At 33.8% G+C, this 24,464-nt stretch carries 25 protein-coding genes, 3 tRNA genes, 1 rRNA gene and 1 pseudogene; 14 read left to right on the top strand and 16 right to left on the bottom strand.

Features of this window, described 5'->3' with window-relative positions:
- Position 1: 1 nt before the first annotated feature.
- Together NADRNF5_RS09350 and NADRNF5_RS09345 are read left to right on the top strand one after the other, a co-directional pair.
- Positions 2–2,080: an NADH-quinone oxidoreductase subunit 5 family protein gene (locus tag NADRNF5_RS09350; RefSeq protein WP_048117900.1), complete on the top strand. Its 2,079-nt coding sequence runs from the start codon at positions 2–4 to the stop codon at positions 2,078–2,080.
- 12 nt (positions 2,081–2,092) lie between these two features.
- Positions 2,093–3,577, top strand: coding sequence for an NADH-quinone oxidoreductase subunit N (locus NADRNF5_RS09345; RefSeq protein WP_048117897.1), 1,485 nt, complete (start codon positions 2,093–2,095; stop codon positions 3,575–3,577).
- Here the strand turns inward: NADRNF5_RS09345 and NADRNF5_RS09340 are convergent.
- On the bottom strand, positions 3,567–4,445 hold the full coding sequence (locus NADRNF5_RS09340; protein ID WP_237089267.1) for a polyprenyl synthetase family protein: 879 nt from the start codon (positions 4,443–4,445) through the stop codon (positions 3,567–3,569). The genes NADRNF5_RS09345 and NADRNF5_RS09340 overlap by 11 nt on opposite strands.
- 14 nt (positions 4,446–4,459) lie before the next feature.
- Positions 4,460–4,553 (bottom strand) — tRNA-Glu (locus NADRNF5_RS09335).
- A gap of 80 nt (positions 4,554–4,633) precedes the next feature.
- On the opposite strand from NADRNF5_RS09335, the gene NADRNF5_RS09330 reads away from it, so the two are divergent.
- The gene (locus NADRNF5_RS09330; RefSeq protein WP_048117893.1) at positions 4,634–5,266 is read left to right on the top strand and encodes an iron-containing redox enzyme family protein; all 633 of its coding nucleotides are present in this window, start codon (positions 4,634–4,636) and stop codon (positions 5,264–5,266) included.
- A 41-nt stretch (positions 5,267–5,307) separates the two neighbouring features.
- A tRNA-Ile gene (locus NADRNF5_RS09325) sits at positions 5,308–5,381 on the top strand.
- A gap of 112 nt (positions 5,382–5,493) precedes the next feature.
- Here NADRNF5_RS09325 and pyrE read toward each other — a convergent pair.
- Positions 5,494–6,099, bottom strand: coding sequence for an orotate phosphoribosyltransferase (gene pyrE / locus NADRNF5_RS09320; protein WP_048117890.1), 606 nt, complete (start codon positions 6,097–6,099; stop codon positions 5,494–5,496).
- A gap of 50 nt (positions 6,100–6,149) precedes the next feature.
- Here pyrE and NADRNF5_RS09315 point away from each other — a divergent pair, with 50 nt between their 5' ends.
- Positions 6,150–7,232 carry a nickel-dependent lactate racemase family protein gene (locus tag NADRNF5_RS09315; protein WP_048117878.1) on the top strand — a complete coding sequence of 361 codons (1,083 nt, stop codon included), beginning with the start codon at positions 6,150–6,152 and terminating at the stop codon, positions 7,230–7,232.
- Here NADRNF5_RS09315 and NADRNF5_RS09310 read toward each other — a convergent pair.
- Positions 7,224–8,330 (bottom strand): site-2 protease family protein, encoded by a 1,107-nt coding sequence (locus NADRNF5_RS09310; RefSeq protein WP_048117875.1) that lies wholly within the window; start codon positions 8,328–8,330, stop codon positions 7,224–7,226. The two genes, NADRNF5_RS09315 and NADRNF5_RS09310, sit on opposite strands and share 9 nt — an antisense overlap.
- 74 nt (positions 8,331–8,404) lie before the next feature.
- Between NADRNF5_RS09310 and rimI the strand changes: the two genes are divergently transcribed.
- Both rimI and NADRNF5_RS09300 read left to right on the top strand, forming a co-directional pair.
- Positions 8,405–8,902 carry a ribosomal protein S18-alanine N-acetyltransferase gene (gene rimI / locus NADRNF5_RS09305; RefSeq protein WP_048117872.1) on the top strand — a complete coding sequence of 166 codons (498 nt, stop codon included), beginning with the start codon at positions 8,405–8,407 and terminating at the stop codon, positions 8,900–8,902.
- A gap of 37 nt (positions 8,903–8,939) precedes the next feature.
- Complete coding sequence (locus NADRNF5_RS09300; protein ID WP_048117869.1) at positions 8,940–9,158, top strand: hypothetical protein; 219 nt, start codon at positions 8,940–8,942, stop codon at positions 9,156–9,158.
- On the opposite strand, the pseudogene NADRNF5_RS09295 reads toward NADRNF5_RS09300, so the two are convergent.
- Both NADRNF5_RS09295 and NADRNF5_RS09290 read right to left on the bottom strand, forming a co-directional pair.
- Positions 9,159–9,985, bottom strand: a pseudogene (locus NADRNF5_RS09295) (class I SAM-dependent methyltransferase).
- A 5-nt stretch (positions 9,986–9,990) separates the two neighbouring features.
- On the bottom strand, positions 9,991–11,778 hold the full coding sequence (locus NADRNF5_RS09290) for a ribosome biogenesis/translation initiation ATPase RLI (protein ID WP_048117866.1): 1,788 nt from the start codon (positions 11,776–11,778) through the stop codon (positions 9,991–9,993).
- 93 nt (positions 11,779–11,871) lie between these two features.
- Between NADRNF5_RS09290 and rrf the strand changes: the two genes are divergently transcribed.
- Positions 11,872–11,991: ribosomal RNA gene (gene rrf, locus NADRNF5_RS09285) — 5S ribosomal RNA — on the top strand.
- A gap of 54 nt (positions 11,992–12,045) precedes the next feature.
- Complete coding sequence (locus tag NADRNF5_RS11830; protein WP_255465311.1) at positions 12,046–12,174, top strand: hypothetical protein; 129 nt, start codon at positions 12,046–12,048, stop codon at positions 12,172–12,174.
- Between the two features lie 2 nt (positions 12,175–12,176).
- On the opposite strand, the gene NADRNF5_RS09280 is transcribed toward NADRNF5_RS11830, so the two are convergent.
- The gene (locus NADRNF5_RS09280; protein WP_237089266.1) at positions 12,177–13,673 is read right to left on the bottom strand and encodes a leucyl aminopeptidase; all 1,497 of its coding nucleotides are present in this window, start codon (positions 13,671–13,673) and stop codon (positions 12,177–12,179) included.
- Positions 13,674–13,685: 12 nt separating this feature from the next.
- Entirely contained in the window at positions 13,686–14,063 is a 378-nt protein-coding gene (locus NADRNF5_RS09275) for a hypothetical protein (RefSeq protein ID WP_048117863.1), read from the bottom strand.
- Positions 14,064–14,139: 76 nt separating this feature from the next.
- Between NADRNF5_RS09275 and NADRNF5_RS09270 the strand changes: the two genes are divergently transcribed.
- Genes NADRNF5_RS09270 through fsa form a run of 3 tightly spaced genes read left to right on the top strand, consistent with a single transcriptional unit; the run spans position 14,140 to position 17,446 of the window.
- Complete coding sequence (locus tag NADRNF5_RS09270; RefSeq protein WP_048117860.1) at positions 14,140–15,807, top strand: ribulose-phosphate 3-epimerase; 1,668 nt, start codon at positions 14,140–14,142, stop codon at positions 15,805–15,807.
- A complete protein-coding gene (locus NADRNF5_RS09265) occupies positions 15,804–16,778 on the top strand; it encodes a transketolase family protein (protein ID WP_048117855.1) in 975 nt (324 codons plus the stop codon). The genes NADRNF5_RS09270 and NADRNF5_RS09265 overlap by 4 nt, the downstream gene beginning before the upstream one ends.
- Positions 16,775–17,446 carry a fructose-6-phosphate aldolase gene (gene fsa / locus NADRNF5_RS09260; RefSeq protein ID WP_048117852.1) on the top strand — a complete coding sequence of 224 codons (672 nt, stop codon included), beginning with the start codon at positions 16,775–16,777 and terminating at the stop codon, positions 17,444–17,446. Before NADRNF5_RS09265 ends, fsa begins: the two co-directional genes overlap by 4 nt.
- 38 nt (positions 17,447–17,484) lie before the next feature.
- On the opposite strand, the gene NADRNF5_RS09255 is transcribed toward fsa, so the two are convergent.
- Together NADRNF5_RS09255 and NADRNF5_RS09250 are read right to left on the bottom strand one after the other, a co-directional pair.
- Positions 17,485–17,757 carry a hypothetical protein gene (locus NADRNF5_RS09255; RefSeq protein ID WP_048117849.1) on the bottom strand — a complete coding sequence of 91 codons (273 nt, stop codon included), beginning with the start codon at positions 17,755–17,757 and terminating at the stop codon, positions 17,485–17,487.
- Positions 17,758–17,884: 127 nt separating this feature from the next.
- The gene (locus NADRNF5_RS09250) at positions 17,885–18,910 is read right to left on the bottom strand and encodes a magnesium transporter CorA family protein (protein ID WP_048117846.1); all 1,026 of its coding nucleotides are present in this window, start codon (positions 18,908–18,910) and stop codon (positions 17,885–17,887) included.
- A 267-nt stretch (positions 18,911–19,177) separates the two neighbouring features.
- On the opposite strand from NADRNF5_RS09250, the gene NADRNF5_RS09245 reads away from it, so the two are divergent.
- Positions 19,178–19,249 (top strand) — tRNA-His (locus NADRNF5_RS09245).
- A gap of 11 nt (positions 19,250–19,260) precedes the next feature.
- Here the strand turns inward: NADRNF5_RS09245 and NADRNF5_RS09240 are convergent.
- From NADRNF5_RS09240 to NADRNF5_RS09225, 4 genes are read right to left on the bottom strand one after another with little or no spacing between them, the layout of a single operon-like run.
- Positions 19,261–19,608 (bottom strand): hypothetical protein, encoded by a 348-nt coding sequence (locus NADRNF5_RS09240; protein ID WP_048117843.1) that lies wholly within the window; start codon positions 19,606–19,608, stop codon positions 19,261–19,263.
- 41 nt (positions 19,609–19,649) lie between these two features.
- Positions 19,650–20,411 (bottom strand): class I SAM-dependent methyltransferase, encoded by a 762-nt coding sequence (locus tag NADRNF5_RS09235; protein ID WP_048117841.1) that lies wholly within the window; start codon positions 20,409–20,411, stop codon positions 19,650–19,652.
- 25 nt (positions 20,412–20,436) lie between these two features.
- Positions 20,437–20,706, bottom strand: coding sequence for a stationary phase-response protein (locus NADRNF5_RS09230; protein WP_048117838.1), 270 nt, complete (start codon positions 20,704–20,706; stop codon positions 20,437–20,439).
- 35 nt (positions 20,707–20,741) lie between these two features.
- A complete protein-coding gene (locus NADRNF5_RS09225) occupies positions 20,742–21,050 on the bottom strand; it encodes a Rieske (2Fe-2S) protein (protein ID WP_048117830.1) in 309 nt (102 codons plus the stop codon).
- A 51-nt stretch (positions 21,051–21,101) separates the two neighbouring features.
- Between NADRNF5_RS09225 and NADRNF5_RS09220 the strand changes: the two genes are divergently transcribed.
- Positions 21,102–21,887, top strand: a complete 786-nt coding sequence (locus tag NADRNF5_RS09220) for a GNAT family N-acetyltransferase (protein ID WP_048117827.1) — start codon at positions 21,102–21,104, stop codon at positions 21,885–21,887.
- Here NADRNF5_RS09220 and NADRNF5_RS09215 read toward each other — a convergent pair.
- Together NADRNF5_RS09215 and gltX are read right to left on the bottom strand one after the other, a co-directional pair.
- The gene (locus NADRNF5_RS09215) at positions 21,874–22,743 is read right to left on the bottom strand and encodes a fumarylacetoacetate hydrolase family protein (RefSeq protein WP_048117824.1); all 870 of its coding nucleotides are present in this window, start codon (positions 22,741–22,743) and stop codon (positions 21,874–21,876) included. The two genes, NADRNF5_RS09220 and NADRNF5_RS09215, sit on opposite strands and share 14 nt — an antisense overlap.
- Before the next feature lie 6 nt (positions 22,744–22,749).
- Positions 22,750–24,459 carry a glutamate--tRNA ligase gene (gene gltX / locus NADRNF5_RS09210; protein WP_048117821.1) on the bottom strand — a complete coding sequence of 570 codons (1,710 nt, stop codon included), beginning with the start codon at positions 24,457–24,459 and terminating at the stop codon, positions 22,750–22,752.
- Between the last annotated feature and the right edge of the window lie 5 nt (positions 24,460–24,464).

Genomic DNA, 24,464 nt, shown 5'->3' with positions numbered 1-24,464 from the left:
TATGGCAACAGAAGCTTTTGGATTGCCATTTGAAGTTGGAGCTCTAAGTGCTTGGTTAGTTTGGATATTGCCATTTGCAGCTGCAATGATTATACCCGGTGTTGGAAAATTATCAAAACATGCAACTGGATATGTTGCAGTAGCATTTGCTTTGATGAGTGCTTTGTCTGCAGCAACAATGATTCCTGTAGCTTTAGAGGCACACGAATTACACCATCAAATTATGTGGATTGAGGCAATTGGACTTAAAGCTGGTGTCTTAGCAGATCCGCTTTCAATAATCATGGCAAACGTTGTTGGTTGGATTTCATTCCTCATTATGATTTACAGTACAGGATACATGAAAGGCGATAAAGATATCACAAGATTCTGGTTCTGGATGATGTTCTTTATTGGTTCAATGCAATTAATTGTCTTGTCTGATAATTTACTTCAAGTATTCTTTGGATGGGAAGGTGTTGGACTAGCCTCATACGCTTTGATCAGCTTTTGGTATCGTGACAAGAAAAAAGATCATGTTGGTGTTGAAGGTAGAACTGTTCTTGGAATGTTAGATTACTATGCACCAACACACGCAGGTATGAAGGCATTCATCATGACCAAAGTTGGTGATGTGATGATGATTGCAGGTATGCTTTTGATATTTTTATTTGCAGGTACATTTGGATTTAAAGAACTAATGGGTGATACTCAATGGGCAACCACAATGGCTGCACAGGGACTATTAGTTCCAGCGTTTGTTTTACTCTTTGGAGGGGCAATAGGAAAATCAGCTCAATTCCCACTAAACGAATGGCTCTTAGAAGCAATGACTGGTCCAACAGCTGTTTCTGCATTGATTCACGCAGCAACAATGGTCAAAGCAGGGGTATTTTTGGTTGCAAGAATTGGTCCACTTGTTTTTGCACTAGGAGCTGCTGGAATTATGGCAGACCAATTCTTTGAGATTGTTGCTTGGGTTGGTGCAATTACTGCATTATTACTTGCAACACAAGGAATGGTCAACCCTGAAATTAAGAAAGTTCTCGCTTATTCTACTGGCTCTCAAATTGGTTATATGATGATGGCATTAGGTGTTGCAGGACTATCCCATCAATACGTTGATGGCTATACTGCAGGATTTTACCATTTAATTTCTCATGCAATGTTCAAAGCTTCATTATTCATGGCAGCAGGTTCACTGTTGCATATTGTTGGTTCTCGATTCATGACTGATATGGGTGGTCTTAGAAAACAAATGAAGAAGACATATGCGTTCATGTGGGCTGCAGGTCTTGGTTTGATGGGAGCACCATTTATCACAACAGGTTTCTGGAGTAAGGATGCAATCTTTGCTGCTGTTTACACATCTGGAAATGAATGGGCATTACCGTTATTTGCTATTGCAGTTCTAACTGCAGTAATAACAGCATTTTACACTACAAGAATGATTGGATTGGTCTTCTTTGGAAAGAAGAGCAAACACATTGAGAAGATGGAAGAAGAAGGTCATCATATCCATGAAGCATCATTATCAATGTGGGTTCCATATGGAATTCTTGCAGTACTGACAATAGGAATTGGTCTTATTGGATTATCAACAGAACAAGGACTTCATCACATGTTTGAAGAGTATCTTGAACACTCATTTGGTATTCATAGCGAATATGCAAAAGATGGGGTATCCATTTTACCAGAGTTCTTACAAGGAATTAATCCAGTGGCCCTTGGTGCATCATTAGTAGCATTTGCTACAGGAATTGGTCTTGGTTACATCTTCTATATTGGAAGATGGGTTGATCCTGTAAGATTTGTAAATTCCAACATATTCTTTTACGCAATTCACAAAGTTATCTTAAACAGATGGTATCTTAATGCAATAATCTATTGGTGCTTTGTTGTAGCGCCATTATGGTTAGCAAGAGGTGTGTTCAGATACTTTGAAAAGACGGCTATCGATTATGGTATGAATGATGGAGTTCAGAAAGCAGTTGGCTGGGGTGCAAAAGTTGTACAGGGAACTCAAACCGGTGTTTCACAATCATATCTATTCGTATTTGGAGCGGGATTACTATTCGTAGTCTTGATATTGTTGATGTAGGAGATTGATGACTTGTTAGAAATTACTTCAACACCATTGGTATTAATTGCAATATTGGGTACTGTAGGCGTCATTCTTCCTATAATTAGCATTGCTAGGAAAGAAAAAGGCTCCAATTCATTTTATGCTGTAATTGCATTTGCAGCATTAATTGTATCCATGGGATACGTTGGATATCAATTCATTAACGATAATGTTTCACAATCTGCTCTTTTCTCAAATGATGTTATAGTTGATGATGCATTTGGTGGCTTCTTTGCAATTGCAATGTTGATTGTTGCATTGTTCACAACAGTTGGCTCTTTCAATTACATGAGAAAACATAATTCCCCTGCAGTATACTATTCTCTAATTTTACTTGCAACTATTGGTATGGTGTTAGTAGCATACTCTACTGATTTGGTGATGTTATTTGTTGCATGGGAATTGATGAGTATTCCAACTTATGTTTTAGTTGGATTTATGAAAAAGAATCCAAGCTCAAATGAAGCAGCTCTCAAATATTTCTTGTTTGGTGCATTATCATCAGCAATTATTGTTTACGGAATTTCGATATCTTATGGATTAACTGGTTCTACAAATATCGGAGAGGTTATTCAAGGTTATTCCACACTTGATCCTTCATTGCTACCTCTTGCTTTGCTATCTGTTGGAATGTTTATTGCAGGATTTGGGTTCAAGATGGGACTTGTACCTTTCCATCAATGGCTTCCTGATACTTATGAGGGTGCACCATCACCAATTACTGCTCTTCTTGCAGCAGCAACAAAGAAAGCTGGATTTGCAGCAACAATTAGAATTGTAATTCTTGGAATGGTAGTTCTTAATCTTGATTGGACATTAGCTCTTGCTATTATTGCTGTGATGACCATGACTGTTGGAAACGTTGCAGCAATTATGCAAAAGAATCTCTCGAGGATGTTGGCATATTCTAGTATTGCACATGCAGGATACATTTTGATAGGACTTGCAGTTGCACCACACAGTTCACTTGGATTACAAGGATCTTTGTATCAAATAATGAATCATGCAGTAATGAAAGGAGCTGCCTTTATTGCAATTGCAGGAATTGTAACAACTCTTGCTGTAACTAATATTGATAAACTCAAAGGACTTGGAAGAAGAATGCCAATCACTGCTTTGGGGTTGGTAATTGCATTGTTTGCATTAGCTGGAATTCCACCACTTTCAGGATTCTGGAGTAAGCTCATGTTATTTGGAAGTGCTTTAGATGCAAGTTCTGCTTTATGGTGGGCTCCATGGCTTGCAATTGCAGGAGTCCTAAACAGTGCATTATCTCTTGCATACTATGGTTGGATTACACGAAAAATGTACTTTGAAGGTGAAACAGAAAAAAGAGTTGCAGAACCAAAATCTATAATGGCAGTTATGATCTTCTCCACAATTTTCTTAGTAGGATTTGGTGTATATCCAGATCCATTAATTAAATTTGTAGAGTTTGCAACACCTGTAATTAGCTTAGGTCTTATGCCTTAAACGAAGTAAATTTAATTAAATTATCTAAATTTATTTTTGCATCATTATCAGGAATTTTTCTTAAACCGACTCTGGCTTTATCAGAATATTCCTTTAACAACTCTTCCATTTTATTAAAAACGTCTCTTGGATCTGAACTTTTTTTAATTAATAGATTGAATAATTTATCTTCATTTTTCCAATCCAATAAATCATCTCTAATTTGATATGCGATACCTATATTTTTTCCATACTCCGTTAACGCTTCAATCTCTTCTTCAGAACCATTTGCAATTATTGCACCTATTCTGGCTGCTACCTCAAATGCAGTTGCAGTTTTGTATTCAATTACTTTGAGATAATCATCAAAAGTAACATCTTCGCTTGTTTCTAATCTATTTTCAATCATTTCACCCTCACTCATCAACATTGCAGTTGTGGCTAAATCTTTTGTAATTCTGGCATTATCTAATCTAGAAGATATTGCAAGAATTAATCCTAAAACAAAGTCTCCTGTAAGAACACTAGTGTTATAGCCATATTTGATATGAAATGGATCTTTTTGCCTTCGCATTGTTTCATTATCGATAATATCGTCATGAATGATTGATTCCATATGTAAAAATTCAACAGCACAAGATGCTGACCATGTATTTTCATCAACTTTCCCTACGCTTTCAGCTGCCAATGTCAAAATTATTGGTCTAATTCGTTTTCCACCTTCCAATGAATATTTTAAAGGTTCAATAAATTCAGATTCTGAATAAAGAGACAATTCATTTTTTAATGCTTCGTCAATTTTTTCAATATATTTTCCATAGGTTTCAAGTAATGGATTAATTTCAATATTTTTCCTGTCCAAAATTGCCTGATCAAAAAACTTTGTCATTAGTAAATAAATCTTGGTGCTCCAGCCGGGATTTTCATCGATTGATTTTGAACCCGGGATCACTGCCTTGAAAGGGCAGTATGCTTGACCGGTCTACACCACTGGAACCCATGAAAATTCTGTGTTTTGACCATAAAATCTTTTGTAAACAACAAAGATTTTTTTATTGGCAATTTAGGAGTTGAATCATGAGTATAATTAAAAAAATTGATCAAATGATTGAAGAAAGAAGTTTGCTAAAACACCCATTCTATCAAATGTGGTCTGATGGAAAGCTAACTCAAGAATCTTTGGCAGGTTATTCAAAAGAATACTTTCAACTTGTAAAAGCTGTTCCAAATTTTATGACTCCTATTATTGCTAAAGCACCAGAAGGAGTGGTTGATGAATTAATTGAAAATCAGCAAGAAGAATCTGATCATATTGCCCCTTGGATTGCATTTGCAGGAGAACTTGGTATTTCACAAGATGAATTAATCTCATATTCTGGAACATCAAAAACTAAGAAAGCTGTATCTGATCTTAATGCATTAATGGATACCTTTGAAGGTGGTGCATGTGCAATGTATGCTTTTGAAAAAGAAATTCCAAAAATTAGTCAAACAAAACTTGATGGTCTGGCTGAATTTTATGGATTAACAAGTCATGAGGCTACAGAATACTTTACACTCCATACAGAAGCTGATATTCGTCATACAGCATCATGGAGAAACATCTTGGAAAAATCTTCATCTGAGACAAATAACTTGATTGAAATTGCAGATAAATCCATTTCTGCACAAAACTCGTTACTTGATAGTTGTTATGAAGAATACTGTTAATCTCATAACATTTTAAACCTAAGACTAGATTCATCTGCTTAGGGCCCGTAACTCAGCTTGGTAGAGTAACCGGCTCATAACCGGTGAGCCAAGGGATCGAAGCCCTTCGGGCCCATATATTTTCAATTAGTTTTAAAATAAGCCAATCCAAAATTCATTGGCCGCAATGAAGAATCAGAGTTATATCTGAATGGTGATTGGAAGGCATTTGTCTGAGCTGCCAATATTCATTTGTTAATTTGTTTTTTGACTTTTTCTAGAATGCCTTCATCAACTAAATTTTGTTCATACAATACTTCTGTAATTTGCAAAATATCTAAAATTGAATGCATATTGACTCCTAATTCAGATAAGGCTTTGTCTGCACCTTCCATTCTATTAACAATGACGTATGCGTCTTTCACTGAAATGTTGACCTCTTTTAAGGATTTTATTGCGTTTACTACTGATCCTCCAGTAGTTGCAACATCATCAATCATAACCACCTTCATTCCATCATGAATTTTTCCTTCCACTGATTTTGAAGTGCCATAATCTTTCGGTTTGCTTCTTACATAGATTAGAGGTTTTACAGTTTCTATTGCTAATGCTGAAGCAATCACCAAACCACCTGTTGGAACAGAAACAATAGAATCAAAATTAGTTAAACCAATATTTTGAGCTATCTCATTTTCAAGATGTTTTACCATTTTTCTAAATTCGTGTGGGTAGCTAGGAACTAGTCTTAAATCTACATAGTATGAACTATTTTTGCCACTGGCAAGAGTAAATTCTCCAAATTTTATAATGCCTTTTTCATGCAAAAAGGTTGCAAACTCTTTTACAAATTCCATACCAAAATTAACTACACTGGATTTATTTTGGTTTGTATTATCAATGAATTATGCCTGAAATTTGGTTAAATTATGGTGTTACAGACGTAGTTTTGGATATAAGGGCAGAAAATTTAGAGCAAAAAATTGATTCTGACGGAAAAATTTTGGAAGATTCAGCGATCAATGAAAAACTCAATTCTCTAGATCTGTCAAAACCAATGGAACTAGTAATTTTACATAATTCAAAGTCAATCCAAAAAATTATCTCTTCATTGTTTACTTTATGTGAGCAAAAATCAAAACCTTTTCCCAAAATTTTTGCTGAGAAAAAAATACTAAATTTGGTCAAAGCTGGACTTCCCGAAGGAAGCTCAATTAATGAATTTGACGATGTTGATATTTCTAATTCAAATCTTGTATTTATGGGTGAGATGGAATTTGATGGATTATTTGGTTATGAGACTGTTTCAACACGTTTAATTAAAAAATTCGGTTTAGATTCTATGCTTTCTGCATATGCTAAAAGACAAGGAAATTTACCAGTGCCAGGACAACATCCCGAAAGTTTAGTTGAAGCAAAGAAATTCACTGATAATTTTGAAATTCAGGGCATTGAAATAGTGGCAAATTCTCAAGGTATACTTGATTTTTCAATTGGCCATCCATCTGAAACAATTACTGCTACTAAAACTTTGGAATCAAACTCAATCAAAGATGTTGGGGAGCATAAAACCATGGTAATTAGTACTGGTAAGGATGCAAGTAATTTTGATTTAGGGAAATCTCTTTCATCTCTCTGGAATTGTTCTAATGCAATAAAAAAAGATGGTCTTGCAATTTTAGTAGCTGAATGCAAAGGTGGATTGGGATCTGATGCAATTCAGCAATATGTTGAAGACAGATTGACTTTGGAGCAACTAAGAAATCCTACCAAATACATTGGCGGAATGGAAGATTTGTTATTTCTCTCCGAAATCCAAAAGAATTTTCAGATTGGACTAGTTTCAATATTGCCTGAATTTTATGCTAAGAAACTAAACATGATATCGCTACCTGGAATAAAATATTCTATGGATTATATTTTAAAAACACAAGGAGTAAAACAAAAGGTTTCAGTTGTTCTAGATGGTGCTAGACTATTGCTAAGGTAAAAGATACGGTAGGAAATCTGATGGCAATGGTGCACACAAAATTGCTAATCCTATAATTCCAATATATGCAAGTTTTCTGTTTCTAGAAAGTGGCGATATATCATCAAGTGGAGTTGCCCCTGGATTTCTTGAACTCATAAAGAGAATTAGTAAAGCCATTAACCAATAATTTAGCAAAACAAGAATTGCCATACTTCCAAAAGTAGCATATCTGTGTAGTTTTGGTCCAAGTAATGTTCTTGCCATATGTCCGCCATCTAATTGCCATGCTGGAAGTAAATTCAAAAAAGTAATCAAAAATCCTATCCATGCTGCAAACATAACTGGTGTCATGATTACCTCATGTCCTGCTCCACCTTTTCCAAACAGTGCTAAACTGGCAGTCATTAGTAATGGCTCGCCTTGATTCCATTCTATTAATTTAGATTCGGCAAATAATCCTGCTGCAATATCTTGATCTAATATTGGTGCAGTATATGCCCCATAAATTGAAACTATGACTGCAATTACTAACCCTGCAATGGGCCCTGCAATGGCAACATCAAACAAAATTTCACGGTTAATTGTTAATCCTTTTGATTGAATAAACGCACCAAATGTTGGTATTCCAATTACAGGTAATCCTGGAATAAAATATGGCCAAGTAGTTTTTAGTCTGTGTATTTTTGCAGCAATGATATGGCCAAGTTCATGAATTCCTAAAATCCCTAATAATGATAATGTGTATACTCCAGCCATTTCTAAAGGATCTCCAATCTCTATGATGGAATTAGTTCCTGCAGTTCTATAATACCCGTCAATCATCACAAATGATATGACAATTGCAAATAGTATTCTCGGAGTCCATGAAGAGCTCATCCATTTTCTCTGTTTTTTTGGTGAAAATTTTTGAATGATTACATATTTTTCATTATTTCTCTCTTCTAATTTCCCAGCATAACTCATATTCTCCAGTCTTCTAGCTAGATCTTCGAACTTTGATTTGAAATCATAGTCTTCAATTCTAAATTCTAAAGAAAATTCAGTTTTTGTATAATCACTTACCTCGAATATTGATTCAACTAGAGAGATAATCTCTTCCTGTGAGGAATCTTCCATCTCTTAAATGCTGCATCTTTCCATTAAATGGTCTTTTGGTTTAAAAATAAATATTGATACTCTTAATCTAAAGTATGCAAGTAATTCTTAGACAGTTAGGAGATTGTAATATTAGACGAGCTGAACCTAGCGATCTTATTTCTGTAATGGAAATTAATTTGAAAACACTTCCAGAACATTATTCTGATTATTTCTATGAAAGTCTACTGGCAGAACTTCCTGAAGCATTTATTGTTGCAGAAATTGGAGGAAAACATGTAGGGTATATTATGTGTAAAACTGAATACGGTTTTTCAAATTTTAAAAAATTAGGGTTTGTTAAAAAAGGTCATGTGGTTTCCATTGCTGTTCTAAATGAATATCGAAAAAGAGGAATTGGAAATGCTCTTGTAGAAGAATCCGTTAATGGTGTAAAATTACGAAAGTGTGATGAATTTTATTTAGAAGTTAGATGTAGTAATAATGAAGCTGTTAGACTCTATGAAAAATTAGGGTTTGTCATTAGACAACAATTAAACTCGTATTATCGAGATGGGGAAGATGCATATCTTATGGCAATTGAATTAGATTAGTTCAAACCAATAAATAACTCTCAAAAAATTCTTCGCCATGGATAAACGTAAAGGAATGGGTATTACAATTTTCATGCTTTGCATTGGTGGATTTTTTCTTTATGCATATTTGTTAATGCTCTCTGAATGGAGTCCAATTGTATTACAATTATCTGTATTAATGATAGCCGGCGGAATTCTTGGAGTCATTGCATGGATTGGATATGTTATGGCAACAACCAAACCATCTCCTGCATCAATTACTTCTGAAGATTAATTATTTGAAAATTTTTACATCTACTACTGTTTGATAGAATCTTGGACCTACTGCTCTAACAATTTTTGAATTTAGAATTTCTGATTTTACTGGTGTAACTTGAAGATAATGCTCCTCTGATAATTTTCCAGCATCTGATTTTTTATCTGCATGAATATGCGAGTAGTAATGAATTATTCCTTCACTCTTAGTTGCACTAATTGCAGAATCTAAAAACTCATCAGATCTTTCTGGTAATAACATCAGGGTTCTATCTGATTTGTTCTCTAGTTGCTCTTTGATAATATGTGATGCATCCCCATTAATTGATATTATTTTTCCTGCTAGTTTGTTTAACCCTATATTTTTTTCACAGAGTTTTGAAGCAACTGGATTAATGTCTAAACTGTACACAGTACATTTTTTCTTTTTTGCAGCCATTATAGAAAACATTCCAACTCCGGCAAACATGTTAGTCACAATCTCACCATCATGAATCAAATTTGCAATCCTTTCTCTTTCTGTTGAAAGTCTTGGCGAAAAAAATGCTTTTTCTACATCAACAATAAATTTACATCCAAATTCTTTGTATTCAGTTTCAGTATTGTCTTCTCCTGCTATGATCTCTAGGTTTCTAGTTCGAAAATCCCCTTCTACATCCGATGCCTGATAATACACACTTCGAACAATTTTTACCTCATTTAGCAAAGTTTCTCCAATGATTTTTTTTTTGATAAAAGAGTGTCTGGAATTCTTACAACTATTATGTCTCCAATTTGATCAAATGCTGAGATTAAATCTTCACTTTCTTCTTCAGAAAGTACACTAGCAAGTGATTTTTTTAGCATTCGAGTCAATGTTTGTAATAGAAATTACCGGATGATTTTTGATCCTTGTCTAATCTACTCTCTAGTTTGTTCACCCTAGGTCTAAGGCTTCTTTCATCTCTTCTAAATGACATATCAAGGGATTTTAGAAATCTGTTCATGGCTTCAGCCTTTCGCATTGGAGTGGTAGCTGTTCCTGAAACTCCTGACTCTCCTTCAAAAATTACTATAGAATCTGAAATTAAATCCATTAGCTGTAAATCATGATCAATAATTATTGCAGATTTTCCAAACGAACGAACAAATTTTTGAATAAATTTTGCAACTGCAATTCTATCTTCAACATCCAAAAATGCTGATGGCTCATCTAATGCATACAAATCTACTTTTTGCAATAAACATGATGCAACAGCAACTTTTTGCAATTCTCCCCCAGAAAGATTTTTGATTGATTTATTGTATAGTTTTTTAATTTTTAATGGTTCAAGTATTTGTTCTTCTTCCATGCTACCTTCAACGGGATTGCCATTTGCTTTATCTAATACTGATATTACTTCTACGTCAAGATCGTTTTGTAGATATTGAGGTTTGTATGCAATCTTGATTTTTTTATTTACAGTACCAGAATCTGGATTTTCAACTCCTGCTATCATCTTCATCATGGTTGTTTTCCCAAGGGCATTAGCTCCCATTATGCCTAAAACTTCGCCTTTTCTTACTTGACCTGCTTCAATTGTTACTGAAAATGTTGAATATTTCTTTTCTAATTTTGGATATGTGACTATCGTACTTCCTTCTTCAAAAATATCTGTAGTAGATGATGATACATCAAAAGAAAATTTCTTATCTCTGAATCTCACATTTTCATTTGGTAAATATCCATCAAGAAAGACATTGATTCCGATTTTGGTAGATAGTATGGTTGAAACAATTCCATATGCACCTGGTTCACCGTATAAAACTTCGATATAGTCACTAAGAAAATCAAGCAATGTTAGATCATGCTCTACAACCATCACACTCTTTCCAATTTTTGCCAAGTTCTGAATTACCCGAGCAACACCTGTTCTTTGAAAAACATCGTTGTATGATGATGGCTCATCAAAGAAATAAAATTCAGTATCTTTTGATGCGGCAGCAGCTACTGCAATTCTTTGTAACTCCCCGCCACTTAATTCTTTTAAACTCTGCTCCATAGAATTTTCTAATCCTAATTCTTTGATTAATTCTCTTGAAACTCCTCTTTCATCATATTTGTCAAGTAATTCTTTTCCTGTTCCATCAAATGCTTGTGCAATATGATGAACCTGCTGCGGTTTAATCGATGCACGAATTTGTTTTTGTTCTATTTTTTCAAAATGTTGTTTGAGTTCAGTTCCACTATAATGTTTTAAAATCTCATTCCATTCAGGAGGGTTTTCATATCTTCCAAGATTTGGTTTTAAATTCCCTGATAGAATATTGACTACCGTACTTTTCCCCATTCCATTTCTTCCCAGCAATCCTACGACCTCTCCTTTTTTTGGTGTAGGTAATTTGAATAACCTAAATGAATTATCTCCATACTGATGAATTTTATCAGTAGCCAATTCACTTGCTAGATTTACAATAGTTATTGCATCAAAAGGACATACTTTGACACATATTCCACATCCATTACAGATGTCTTCATCTATCTTGGCTTTTTTTGATTCTTCATTAATAACAATACATTCTGCCCCAGATTTGTTTACTGGGCAGTATTTTATGCACTCTAAACCACATTTTTGTGGTTGACATAGGTCTTGATCTAAAACAGCTACCCTGTGAGTCATGTTGTAATCCCGTATTTTCTTTGCTTTATACCTATTTTGAGCGTATTTCAAATTCAGCGTTAGGTTAATAGATGAGAATTCATCATTAATTTTCAAGCCGGCCATAGCGTTAGGGTGCGACCCAATCCCATTCCGAACTTGGAAGTCAAACCTGACGTCGCTGTTGTGCTACTAAAATGCGAGAGCCTTTGGGAAGCAACAGTGCTGGCATTTTCTATTTTACAATCAATCTTTTAATATCCAAATACTTGGGATGAAATGAATTCAATGCCCAATTGTAGCGTTTGTGGAGAAATGTGTGATAATGACATTAGATTACTAAATCATATGATGGACAAACATGGTTGGAGAAATCCAAATGTTGGAACTCCTGATAGAAATAGTAGAGGGTACTAATTTTATAATTTTTGTAAATAGTCCAAGATTAATCTAACACCAAAACCTGTTGCGCCTTTTGGGTTGTATGATTTCTCTTTGGTAGCTATCTGAGTCCATGCAACTCCTGCAATATCAAAGTGTACCCATGGTGTGTCATTTATTGCATTTCTCAAAAATGCAGCAGCAGTAATAGTTCCTGCAGCTCTTCCTATACCAACATTTTTCATATCTGCCACATCTGATTTTATCATGTCCATATAGTTTTGATTAAGTGGAAGTTCCCATACATCTTCGCTTGTATTCTTTGAAGCGCTCTTGATCTTTTTTGTCAATTGTTCATTATTTGATATTATAGCTGCAACATTAGTTCCTAATGCAACAATACATGCACCTGTAAGAGTTGCAAAATCAATTATTGCTTTAGGTGAATATTGTTTTTCACCATATGATAATGCATCTGATAAAATCAATCTCCCTTCTGCATCTGTATTTAGAATCTCGGCAGTCTTACCGCCATACAATTTAATGATGTCTCCTGGTCTATATGATTCCCCACCTGGCATATTTTCAACTGAAGGGATAATCCCAACAACGTTGATTGGTAGTTTTAATTCTGATACTGCTTTCATAATTCCTAAAACTGTGCATCCGCCACATTTGTCAAATTTCATTTCATCCATTTTATCTCCGGGCTTTAATGAAATTCCACCTGTGTCAAATGTTACAGCTTTTCCAACAAGAACAATGGGTTTTTCATTTTTTCGTCCATTATTATGTTCTAAAACAATTAGTTTGGGTTCATTTTTACTTCCTTGCCCTACTGCAGAAATTCCACCAAAGCCTTTCTTTTTTAATTCAAGTTTAGAAATAATATTGCATTTCATTTTATTTTTTTTGGAAATCATTTTTGCAAAATTTCCCAAAGTTGTTGGAGTACATTCGTTAGGAGGTAAATTTGCTATGCTCTTAGTAAATATTGCACCCTCTGCAACAATTTCGGAAATTTTGATAGCCTTTGAAATATTGTTTGATTTTGAAACGATGATTGTAAGATCTGGTGTTTTCTCTATTTTCTCTGCTTTGAATTTATCAAATTTGTATAGTGCCATTTTGGAGCCTTCAACAATTTGTGTAACCGATGAAATTTGGTCATATGCAAAATTAGGAGGCGAAATTATGGAAAATTCATTTAACTTTAACTCTTGTGCTTTTTGTGCAATTTTTCCTGAAACATATCTTATGGTATCATTTGTCAAATTTTCTTTTTTTCCTAATCCTGCAAGAAGAATTCTATTAGCATATTTTGCCCCTGGGGTAGGAATAATGATCATTTTCCCCAACTTCCCATCCAGATCTTTTAGGGATTGATTAATTGATGATGCTGTTTTTACATCTATTTTCGTTAATCCTAAGACTTTGTTTGAATTTTCTAAAACAAATCCACAAAGAAGTTCTGTTTTCTTTTTTATAGAACTCTCAGTTTTTAATTTCACACTATTTGCTAGTTTTTGAAGCATTATTTAGATTTACTAAAAATCAATTTTTTTGCTATTAGTTAGTAAACTAGCTGATCTGATAAAAACTGCTTTGACTGTTTTACAGTCTTGTTCACAAATATCATCCATTTTCATTGAAATTGATTTTTTTGTTTTTTTAGCAAACAATGATTTTACTAATGGGAGTAATGCAGCTCTTCCACCATATGCTCTTTTTTTATCAATAAACCAAAACATCTCTAAAGCGGATTCATCTAAAATCTCATCTCGTATCTTTTTTCCAAAATCTGAATAATGACCAATCATAGTGATTTTATCCCTTGCAAAAAATTTAACGACTTTTGCAAATTTCACACACAAGTAACATTGATTATCAAAAACTACTATTGGAGTGTTTTCTTTGATTTCCATATGATTAGATTATTCCGATCTAATTAAAATATTGCAGAAGTAGATTTTTATTCAATTTACAAAGAATACGTTCCAGATGGGGCTCAATTATTATCAAATAAAGAAAAATATTCTACGAGCCAGAAAATTAGTGATTAAAGGAACGAATGCTGCTGGCTCAGGACATCCTGGAGGTTCCTTTTCAATGGCAGAAATTATGGGATGCTTATTTAACAAATATTTGAAATTCGATCCTCAAAACCCTCAATGGGAAGACAGAGATCGCCTAGTTCTTTCTAAAGGTCATGCATCTCCTGGATTATTTTCTAACATGGCAGTATCTGGTTATTTTCCTGAATCTGAACTTGAAACACTGAGGAAATTTGGCAGTAAATTACAAGGTCATCCTGATCTTAAATGTCCGGGTGTAGAATTCTGTGGGGGTTCACTCGGAACTGGGTTGTCCTACTCTATTGGAATTGCACTTGCAGCAAAAATTGATTCTAAAAATCATCATGTGTACACAATTATTGGTGATGGGGAATCTGATGAAGGACAGGTTTGGGAGGCTGCAATGACTGCTGCAAAATATAAAGTTGATAATCTTACTGCCTTTCTTGATAGAAATTTTATTCAACAAGATTCTTACACTGAAAAAATTATGCCCCTTGATGAAAAATTAGAAGGTGATGATCTTTCTGAAATGTGGAAAGATGCATCACGCTGGAAGACCGGTGATAAATGGAGATCTTTTGGCTGGAATGTTATTGAAATTGATGGTCATAGAATTGAACAAATCAACGCTGCAATAGCAAAAGCAAATGCAACAAAAGGAGTGCCCACAATGATAATTTCTAGAACAGTAAAGGGTAAATCTGTTGAACACATGGAAGATAATCCCCAATGGCATGGTAAAGCTCCTGACTCTGATGTGGTTCCTATAATTAATTCTGAATTGGATTCCCAATTCATGATTGCACCATCGATAATTGCAGGAGATATGACAAATTTAGAAAATGAAATTAAAAGATGTGTGTCTGGTAGAGCAGATTACATTCATCTCGATGTGATGGATGGGCACTTTGTACCAACCAAAACTTTTGATCATAATAAAATCAAAGAACTAAGGCCTCTTACTGTAATTCCATTTGATTCCCATTTGATGATTAACGAACCAGTAAAACATGTTAAGAATTACATTGACGCAGGTAGTGACATAATAACAGTCCATGCAGAAGTAACTGACGAATCAAGTTTTGGTGAAATTCATGATTTGCTTAAACAAAACCAAGTTGGTGTGGGATTTGCAATAAATCCTGACACTGAATTACCTGAATGGTCGCACAAATTTTTACCGTCACTTGATCAACTAATTGTAATGTCTGTTGTACCTGGTAAATCTGGCCAAAAATACATTGAAGAAACCCACTCAAAGATGGCTAGATTAAATTCTGTTCTTAAAGAACACAATTTCTCAGGTTACATTGAGGCTGATGGAGGAGTAAATCTGGAAAATATTGGTTCTATTTTTGCTGATGGTGCACGTGTATTTGTTGGGGGTGGTGCAATTATAGGACAACAAGATGTCCGAATGGCAATAAGAGATTTTAGATCAGAGATTCTAAAATCTAGACGACGGATTTTACTTGATAAGGCAAATGAGTTGGGTGGTGTTGATTTAGTAAAGAAATGGATCGGTTTGCATGTTGTAGGTGAAAAACAAGATCAAATTCAAAAAATTGCACAGGAGGCAGGATATCTTTGAACGATCCAATTATGACTGACATGCGTTCAGCATATTCAAAAGCACTTATACATCTTGGAAAAGAAAATCCAAATGTTGTAGTTTTAGGTGCAGACACAACTGATTCTTTAAAAACATCTGATTTTGGAAAGGAATTCCCTGATAGATTTTTCAATGTTGGAATTGCTGAAGCGAATTTAGTGACAATTTCTGCAGGATTAGCATATTCTGGAAAGATTTCTTTTGCAAGTACATATGCTATTTTTTTACCCGGAAGAGCTGTTGATCAAATTCGAAATAACATTGCATATCCATCTCCTCTTGGAAAAAAGGGATTAAATGTAAAATTAGTTTCATCACATGGAGGTTTATCTGTTGGACCTGATGGAGGTTCTCATCAACAAATAGAGGATATTGCAATAATGAGAGTAATTCCAAATTTTAGAGTTTTAATTCCAGCTGATACTGTTGCAGTTTCAAAATTGACTGCATTGATGGCAAAAGAATATGGTCCCTTTTACATGCGGATGGCAAGATCTAAAACTCCATTGATTCATTCAGAATCCCAAAATTTTGAAATTGGAAAAGGCATTACACTAAGAGATGGCTCTGATTGTACTATTGCAGCTTGTGGAATTACGGTACGTATGGCTTTGGAGGCAGCTGATTCATTGCAACAGGAGGGCATTTCCTGTAGAGTTTTGGATATGTTTTCAATAAAACCAATTGATGATGAGATATTGGAAAAAGCTGCTCGTGAAACAGGTTGTATTGTAACTACTGAGGAACATAATATTTTTGCAGGAATGGGCTCTGCAGTTGCAGAATCTATTTCCGAATCATATCCTGTCCCAATTAAGAGAATCGGCGCTCAAGATATGTTTGGCGAATCTGCTCGTGATAATGAGGTTCCACTACTCTTGGAAAAACATGGAATAACATCTTTTAATATAGCAAAACAAGTCAAAGAAATTAGGAGCAAAAAATTATGAAAATTTTTCTTGACACTGCTAATCTTGAATCAATAAAAAAATTCAATGATATGGGTTTACTGGATGGAATTACTACTAATCCATCATTGATGTCAAAGGAAGGTGGAAATCCAAAAGATGCAATGGGAGAAATTACTAAAATTATCAAGGGTGATGTAAGTCTAGAAGTTGTCAGCACAGATTATTCTGGAATGATTGAAGAAGGTAAACGACTTCGTGAATATGGGGATAATGTTGTAGTTAAAGTTCCCATGACTCCTGATGGGCTCAAAGCTTGTAAAACACTTTCATCTCAAGGAATTCCTGTTAATGTTACATTGATTTTTTCTGCCAATCAGGCCTTACTTGCAGCAAAATCTGGTGCAAAATATGTTAGTCCATTCATTGGAAGATTGGATGATGTTGGTCAGGATGGGATGAAATTAATTTCAGATATTAAAAAAATTTTTAAAAATTATGAGGATTCAATAGATACCCAAATTCTTGTTGCAAGTGTTCGTCATCCGGTGCATGTAGTAGATGCTGCAAAAATTGGGGCAGATGTGGTAACGTTGCCTCCAACTGTTCTTGATAAGATGCTGCTACACCCACTAACAAAAATTGGTTTGGAGAATTTTCTTGCAGATTGGGAGAAACTCAAAGCCGGAAATCCTGACATAAAAATCTAAAACTATAAAAAATATTAAAAATGAAAATTGAGGACTTTTTATCCTGAACCTTTGTTTTTACTCTTTCTTGAACTAGTTCCTCTACCTGTACTTCTAGTCATTCCTTCAGTAGAAGGTCTTGCTTTTGGTTCAGGCATGTCTCCTAATTTTCTTGAACCTGTTCCCCTTCCGGTGTGAACCATTCTGTTTGCAGATGCTTTCTTCCTAGCTTCTTGGATTTTTCTATATTCGTCTCCTGACCATTTAGTAGGATCATCGTCAACTTCAATGGTTCCTGTTCCTCTACCGGTTCGTATTCTAATTTTCCCCATAATTTACTTTAAAATATCTCATATTTATCTAAGCTTCTTTTTTTAGATCTTGGATATTTTTCAAAATGAATTGATTTTTCTATCTGTAATTGCCTTTGACAAAGTAAATCTATATGAAATAATTTCCCTAGCTACTTATCCAGCCTAATTTTCTAAAGTAAGCAAACATCAGAATTGCTGGAATTGCTGATGCCAAAATTATAATGATAAACGATGTATGTGGACCCAGAAATATCAAATCTCCTCCAATCCCACCTGGAAGATTGACGTTCATTCCATAAAATGTACCGATAACAGTTGCCGGTATTGCTAATGTAAAGATAATTGTTAAAACTCCTAGCACTTTGTTTGTTTTTTCAGTGCTTAACACAAAGTCTGTATCTTTGTAAATTTCCATAGTTTCTCTTGATTCTTCTAATGTTTCAATTACTTTGTCAATATGGTCAATTACATCGTCAAAATATAATGTAAGTTCATCAAGCTCCCTATCTGAATATCTGTCAATATTCTTTGCAATCTCTAATACGAATTTCTTTAATGGGTTTGCAATTCTTCTTAACCTGTTAATTTCTCTTCTTAATAATGAAATACTTCTTGCGACAGATTTCCTTTCATCAAATACTCTATCTTCCATCTCATCTAAATTTGCGATGATTTTTCTAGATGTGTGCAAAAGATCATCTACTAGTACATCGATTATCTCATGGAGTAAATGCCCTGGGGATTTTCCTATTAATCGCTTTTTTCTTTCTGGATCTGAATCATTGATACATAATTCAACTAATTCAACTAATGGATTTAGATCTCCTTGATGTACGGTGATTAGAAAATCTTTACCTACAAAAATAGATAATTGACTATTTTTTGATATTCCTACTTTTTGTGATAGTGGCGGAAAATGTAAAATTACAAAGAAATGATCATCATAACTGTCTAGTTTTGGAAGCTCAAATTTGGTTAAACAGTCTTCTAAATTAAGTGAGTTAAGATTGTAATCTTTGGCAATTTGCTCCATCAGCCCTCTATCTGGATTCTGAAGATCCAACCAAGTAAATTTCTCTCCTTGGATTCTCTCCATTTTACCTGTATTGATATCCTCTTCTTGGACTCTTCTCCCGGTTCGCAATTTTTTGGTAATGAATCCTTTTTTCAAGTTGAAAAATACCCTGATACAACAAATTTAAAGCGATCGGCTTTAATTTATTGAAAAACTATTACACCTAAAAATTAGAAATGTTTTGAAATTGAGCCTACTTGAATGGAAGTAAATAGTTCATTCCAACCCACGTTAATCCAATTGCAATTGCCATTGCTACCCACCATAATCTCATATTACAAATTTCACCTAGTCAATAATAAATCTACAGTCTAATTCCCAGCTAAAAGATTATTACAGGATAAACAAAGTTTCTTCCTTGTGGCCTTCGTAGTACAGTGGTTAGTATAGAGGATTGTGGATCCTCGGACAGGAGTTCGATTCCCCTCGAGGGCCCATTCATACTTTTAGAATATTCCGAATTTACTAGATTCCATCTCTTCTTTGATGGCAATTTTGAATCTGGGTGATTTATTCTCTAGATTCTTTGTTAACCATGTAAGAAATTTTTTTTCCATTCCTTTCCCTTTTAATCGTTCAAAGTCAGATCCCATCATTTCTGACAACTTTTGGACAAGAGATCTATTCACACTAAGCACAAAAAAATGCCATCCAAAGGCAAATTCTGAATCTGTCATAACAAAATCCTCCTCTCCATGAACCATCTCTTCTAATAGTGATAACTGATGAGTTAATGCCTTACTAGTTTTATCATAATCTACTGCAGAAACGTTGATGTTTATCTTACCTTCCAATACTTTGATAGTTTTAAAACAAAATAAAAGGATTACATGAATTACTCATTTAATAGATGCCCAAAATCAATATCGAAATTCATTTTCATTAATTTTATGTATGTTTGAATGGATTCTGGAATTTCTTCACCACATGCAACTCCTAATTTTTTTGCATTTATCCAAATCATCAAAGTTTGAATAATTGTCAAAAAACGATCATTTTGAATTTCTGGAGTTCCAATAGATTTAGTATATCTTTCAGCAAATTCCCAAGCAGTAACGAAATCTATGCACTTTACACCAAAAATGGATAATAGTTGCTCTTGCATATTTTCAGCTTTTTTAAATGGCGTTTGATTGATAATGTATGGGAAACTAACTTTATCTGGAAGGCAATCTGGCAGTGGTCCCCAAATTGTAATTATTTTTGTTTCTGGTTTAAGATGTTCAAACTTCATCATCATATTATTTATGACCTCCTCATCTGTAAACCAAAATAAAATAATCGATGCTTCTGATATGTCTGAATCTTCTACATCACTACAAATGAATTGTCCTTGAAGATTTTTTGCATTTAGATTTTCTTTTGCTTTTTGAATTTTTTCAGAATTGTTGTCGATACCAACTGCTTTTTTTACTTTGAATTCATTAATTGCAATCTCAATTCCTTTTTCATCTCCACATCCTAAATGATAAAAAATATCATTTTCTCCTAAATCTACAAATTTGAAAATCTCTCTAAATGATTTCTCTGGAAGCTGAACATCTTCGCCACTGAGTAAGTTCTCTGGAAGTGTTTCTAGATATTCTTCTATTTTCAATATTTACTGTACTGCAAACAAGAATTTATTCTCTTATGCTTTCTAATTTTGAAACTGCTTGCCATAACTGGGTTCTAACATATGATGGCATATTGGGATCTTGTGTAACGTCATCTAGAAGGCTAATTGTATTTGCGGCTCTTACTGATAACGAATATTCTTGATTATTCAAATCAGAAATTAAGTCTGTAATTGATTTTTTGATTGTCTTTGGTGTTGAATTGCTAGCGACAATCTGATTTAGTGTATCGATTGCTTCTTTCATGGATTCTTTATTCTGAGCGTTATCTGCCATATTATTACATTTTATTAAAAAATAGAGGTATATAGTTACATCTCTACAAATACACTATCTGATTCAACAACAACATTGTAGGATGTTAAATCTCTTATTTTTGCTGGAAATTTTTCCAGTTTCCCTGTTTTACAATCAAACTGTGCTCCATGCCAGCCACAAGTAATTACACAACCATCTAATTTTCCTTCAGACAAACTTGAACCAGAATGAGTACAAGAATCATCTGTAGCATAATACTCGCCGTCAATATTAGCAACTAGAATATCTCTTCCATCAATGGTCACTTTGGTCATTTTTCCAGGAGGAATATCTGATGTTTTTCCAGCAATAATTTTTCCCATCGCAGTTATTATCTAACTATTCTTATTATTTTTTCGTATACGGTGAAAATGATGATCAGAGTTGCCAAAAATGAAGATAAAATTCCAGTTTTAAAATTTTGTAAAAACACTTTTTCTTGGGGAGATTACATCGAATATGTTTGGGATTTTTGGTTATCTGAGGAAAATCTTATTGTATTTGAAAAAGAGTTGCCTGTGGGAATCTGTCATTCGTTTTACTCCAAGGATCAAGTCTGGATTGAAGGAATTCGTGTAAATCCTAATTTTAGGAGACAAAATATTGCCTCAAAGCTTGTGATGAATGCTGAATTAATTGGTCTAAAAAAGAATGCTTCTTTTTCGTATATGTTAATTGACACTCAAAATTTTTCATCTTTAGAAATGGCGCAATCTTTAGACTATGAAATTTTTCAAACTTGGAATTATTATTCATTATCTCCAAAAAAAAACCTAAATCATAAAATACATTATGTAAAATCAATTAATCCAAAATTTTGTACTCATTATGTGAAATCCTGGAGGTGGCTCCCACTTGATGATTTTACTCTTTCTCAATTTTATGAGAACAAAAAAATTATCAAATCTTCTGGTTTTGATACTGATTCGATTGCAATACTTACTGATTCAGAACATTTTGATAAAACTTTGATCGTTACATTATTTCCAGGTTCAGAAAACTCTGTTTTGGATGTTGTTTCATTTTTACAACATCATGCAATTGAAAAAAACTATGAAAGAATCCAAATTTTAACAAAAAATATCTTACCAAAATTTGATTCGCTGGAACATAAAATTTCTTTTTATTTGATGAAAAAATCTTTGATTAATTTGATTTAACAAATTTTATTGTGTTGCTTAAAGTGCCAAGACCTTCTATCTCCATTTCTACTTTGTCACCATCTTTCAAAAACACTGCATTAGGTTTGTTTAGCATTACTCCAGCTGGGGTTCCTGTAGAAATAATATCTCCTTTTTCTAACGTCATTACATTTGAGATTTTTGAAATAATTTCTGGAATTTTGATAAACATGTTACTTGTAGAGGAATTCTGTCTTATTTCACCGTTAATTTTTGTAGTTAACTTTAGATTTTGTGCATCTTGGATTTCATCAGATGTTGTAATCCATGGTCCGCATGGTGCAAAAGAATCAAAACTCTTCCCTCTTGTGAATTGTTTATCCTTGAATTGAATGTCTCTTGCAGATACGTCATTGAAAACCATATATCCAAAAATTACACTTGGTGCATCCTTTATGCTTACATTTTTACAATTTTTACCAATTATCAAAGCCAATTCCACTTCATAGTCTAGTTGTTTTACAAAATCTGGGCATACGATATCTGATTTAGTGCTATTTAATGCAGTTCTAGGTTTTATTACAATTGCCGGATCCTCTGGTGCTTCTAATCCCTGTTCCTTTGCATGATCCACATAGTTGAATGCCAAACAGATTATTTTATTTGGATTTGGTATTGGGGGTAGTATTTTGAATTTAGAAATATTTTCTGCATATGGCAAATCTTTAATTTTATTTTTAATTTCATCATACCAGCCATCAAAAAGAAAGTCCTTCACATTTTGTGGAATTGGCACCCCTGTTAGGTATGTGATTTCATCTTTTGTTGATACTCTATCACCATTTACAAAACCATATGTTTCATTATTCTCATAAGCTAAGCGTACTATTTTCATAATCCATCACTTGTGTGTGAAAATTGCTTGATTCTGTGAATCTTTTCTACAATATCCAAATCTAACAAATTGAATTTCTTCACCTTCTTTTAATTGTAGATAGTGTGGTTCTGTGTAGACATCTATCTCCTCCAAACTTTCTTCATTAAATTCATCTTCAATAAACAATGTTTTGGGAATGATCATTTTAATTTCATGAGCAGTTTTTTGTGGAACCCATTGAATTTTTGTTATCTCTTTGGTATCCCCTTCATTGATTAGTTCTCCTTCAAATACAGTACCAATTTTTTTAATTAGTATGTTGCCTAATCCTAATAGTCTAATTTTAATTCCTTCTTTGAAATTCTTTGCGTCCTCTCCAGAAATATAGAAATTTTCATCTATCTCAATTTTTCTTTTACCTTTATCGTTTACTGGATGGTTTGGAATTTCTACTGATGACATTGATAAATTTTTGACTACTAGTTCTTTTGCATCACTTACCATGAATAGTCTGATACTATCGGAATCCACAAACTTTCGATTGAATGCTTCAAGAGAATCAAAAGGTGCCAGAGTATTTGCTTTTGTTAACCCCAACGACATGATAAATTTTCTAATGGCTTCAGGTTTTATTCCTCTTCTTTTTAGGGCCTCAAGAGTTGGTAATCTTGGATCGTCATACCATGAAACCTTGCCTTCCTCAATTAGCGGCTTGATGATTCTTTTTGAAATGGGCATACCTTTGAATTCTAATCTTGAGAAAAAGCCTTGTTGTGGCTTACGCATGTTTAACGCATCTAAAATCTCATCAATCAATTCCTTTCTCAGTTCAAATTCTTTTGAACGAAATGCATGTGTTACCCCATCTATACTGTCTTCGATTGCAACTGCCATATCATAGCTAGGCCAAATTCTAAATTTTTCACCTAATGTGTAATGCTTTCCATCAATAATCCTGAATAATACTGGATCTCTCATAACTGCATTATCTGCTTTCATATCTCCACGAAATCTAACAATGGCTTCCCCTGCTTTGTATTTCGTGTTCATTTTTCCCCAATTTTTATTATTTTTATCAATATCATTCATACTGCATTTGCAGGATTTTCTTTCTCTTCTGTTCTTACTGATATCTTCTCTTTTACAAGTACAAATGTAGGCCTTTCCCAAATTTATTAATTCCATGCCTTTCTCATAAAATATTTCCATGTCGTCTGAAGTATTTTTTACCAAATCAAACTCAATACCCAACCATTCAAGTCCAACTTTGATAGCTGCATGATATTCCATTCGCTCTGCTTCAGGATTAGTATCATCCATTCTAAGAATGAATTTTCCTCCATACATCTTTGCATATTCTGAATTAATTATTGCAGCTTTTGCATGTCCGATGTGCGGATACCCATTGGGTTCTGGAGGGAATCTTGTAATCACTTTACCTTGAACTGCATCTTTTAATTCTGGTAGTCCTTCTCTCTCTTCAATTTTTTCTTTTGGTACTAAGAGTTCTGGAAAATTTTCATTGATTTCTTTTTCTTGTTCTTCAGATGATAACTGATTAATTGAATTGACAATTTCAGAAATATCTTTTGTAATTTCTTTTACTTTGGTTCGATATTCTGGTTTTGTACCGAGAATTTTTCCCAAAATTATTTTATCCTGAGTTTTTCCCCCATGCTCATATGCATTTTGTAGTGATAATTTTCTAACTTCTTTTCTTAATTCTTCATCCATGATAA

Source organism: Nitrosopumilus adriaticus, assembly GCF_000956175.1.
Taxonomy (GTDB): domain Archaea; phylum Thermoproteota; class Nitrososphaeria; order Nitrososphaerales; family Nitrosopumilaceae; genus Nitrosopumilus; species Nitrosopumilus adriaticus.
Note: the sequence above shows the minus strand (reverse complement) of the source record. Positions and strands in the feature narration are given on the sequence as shown.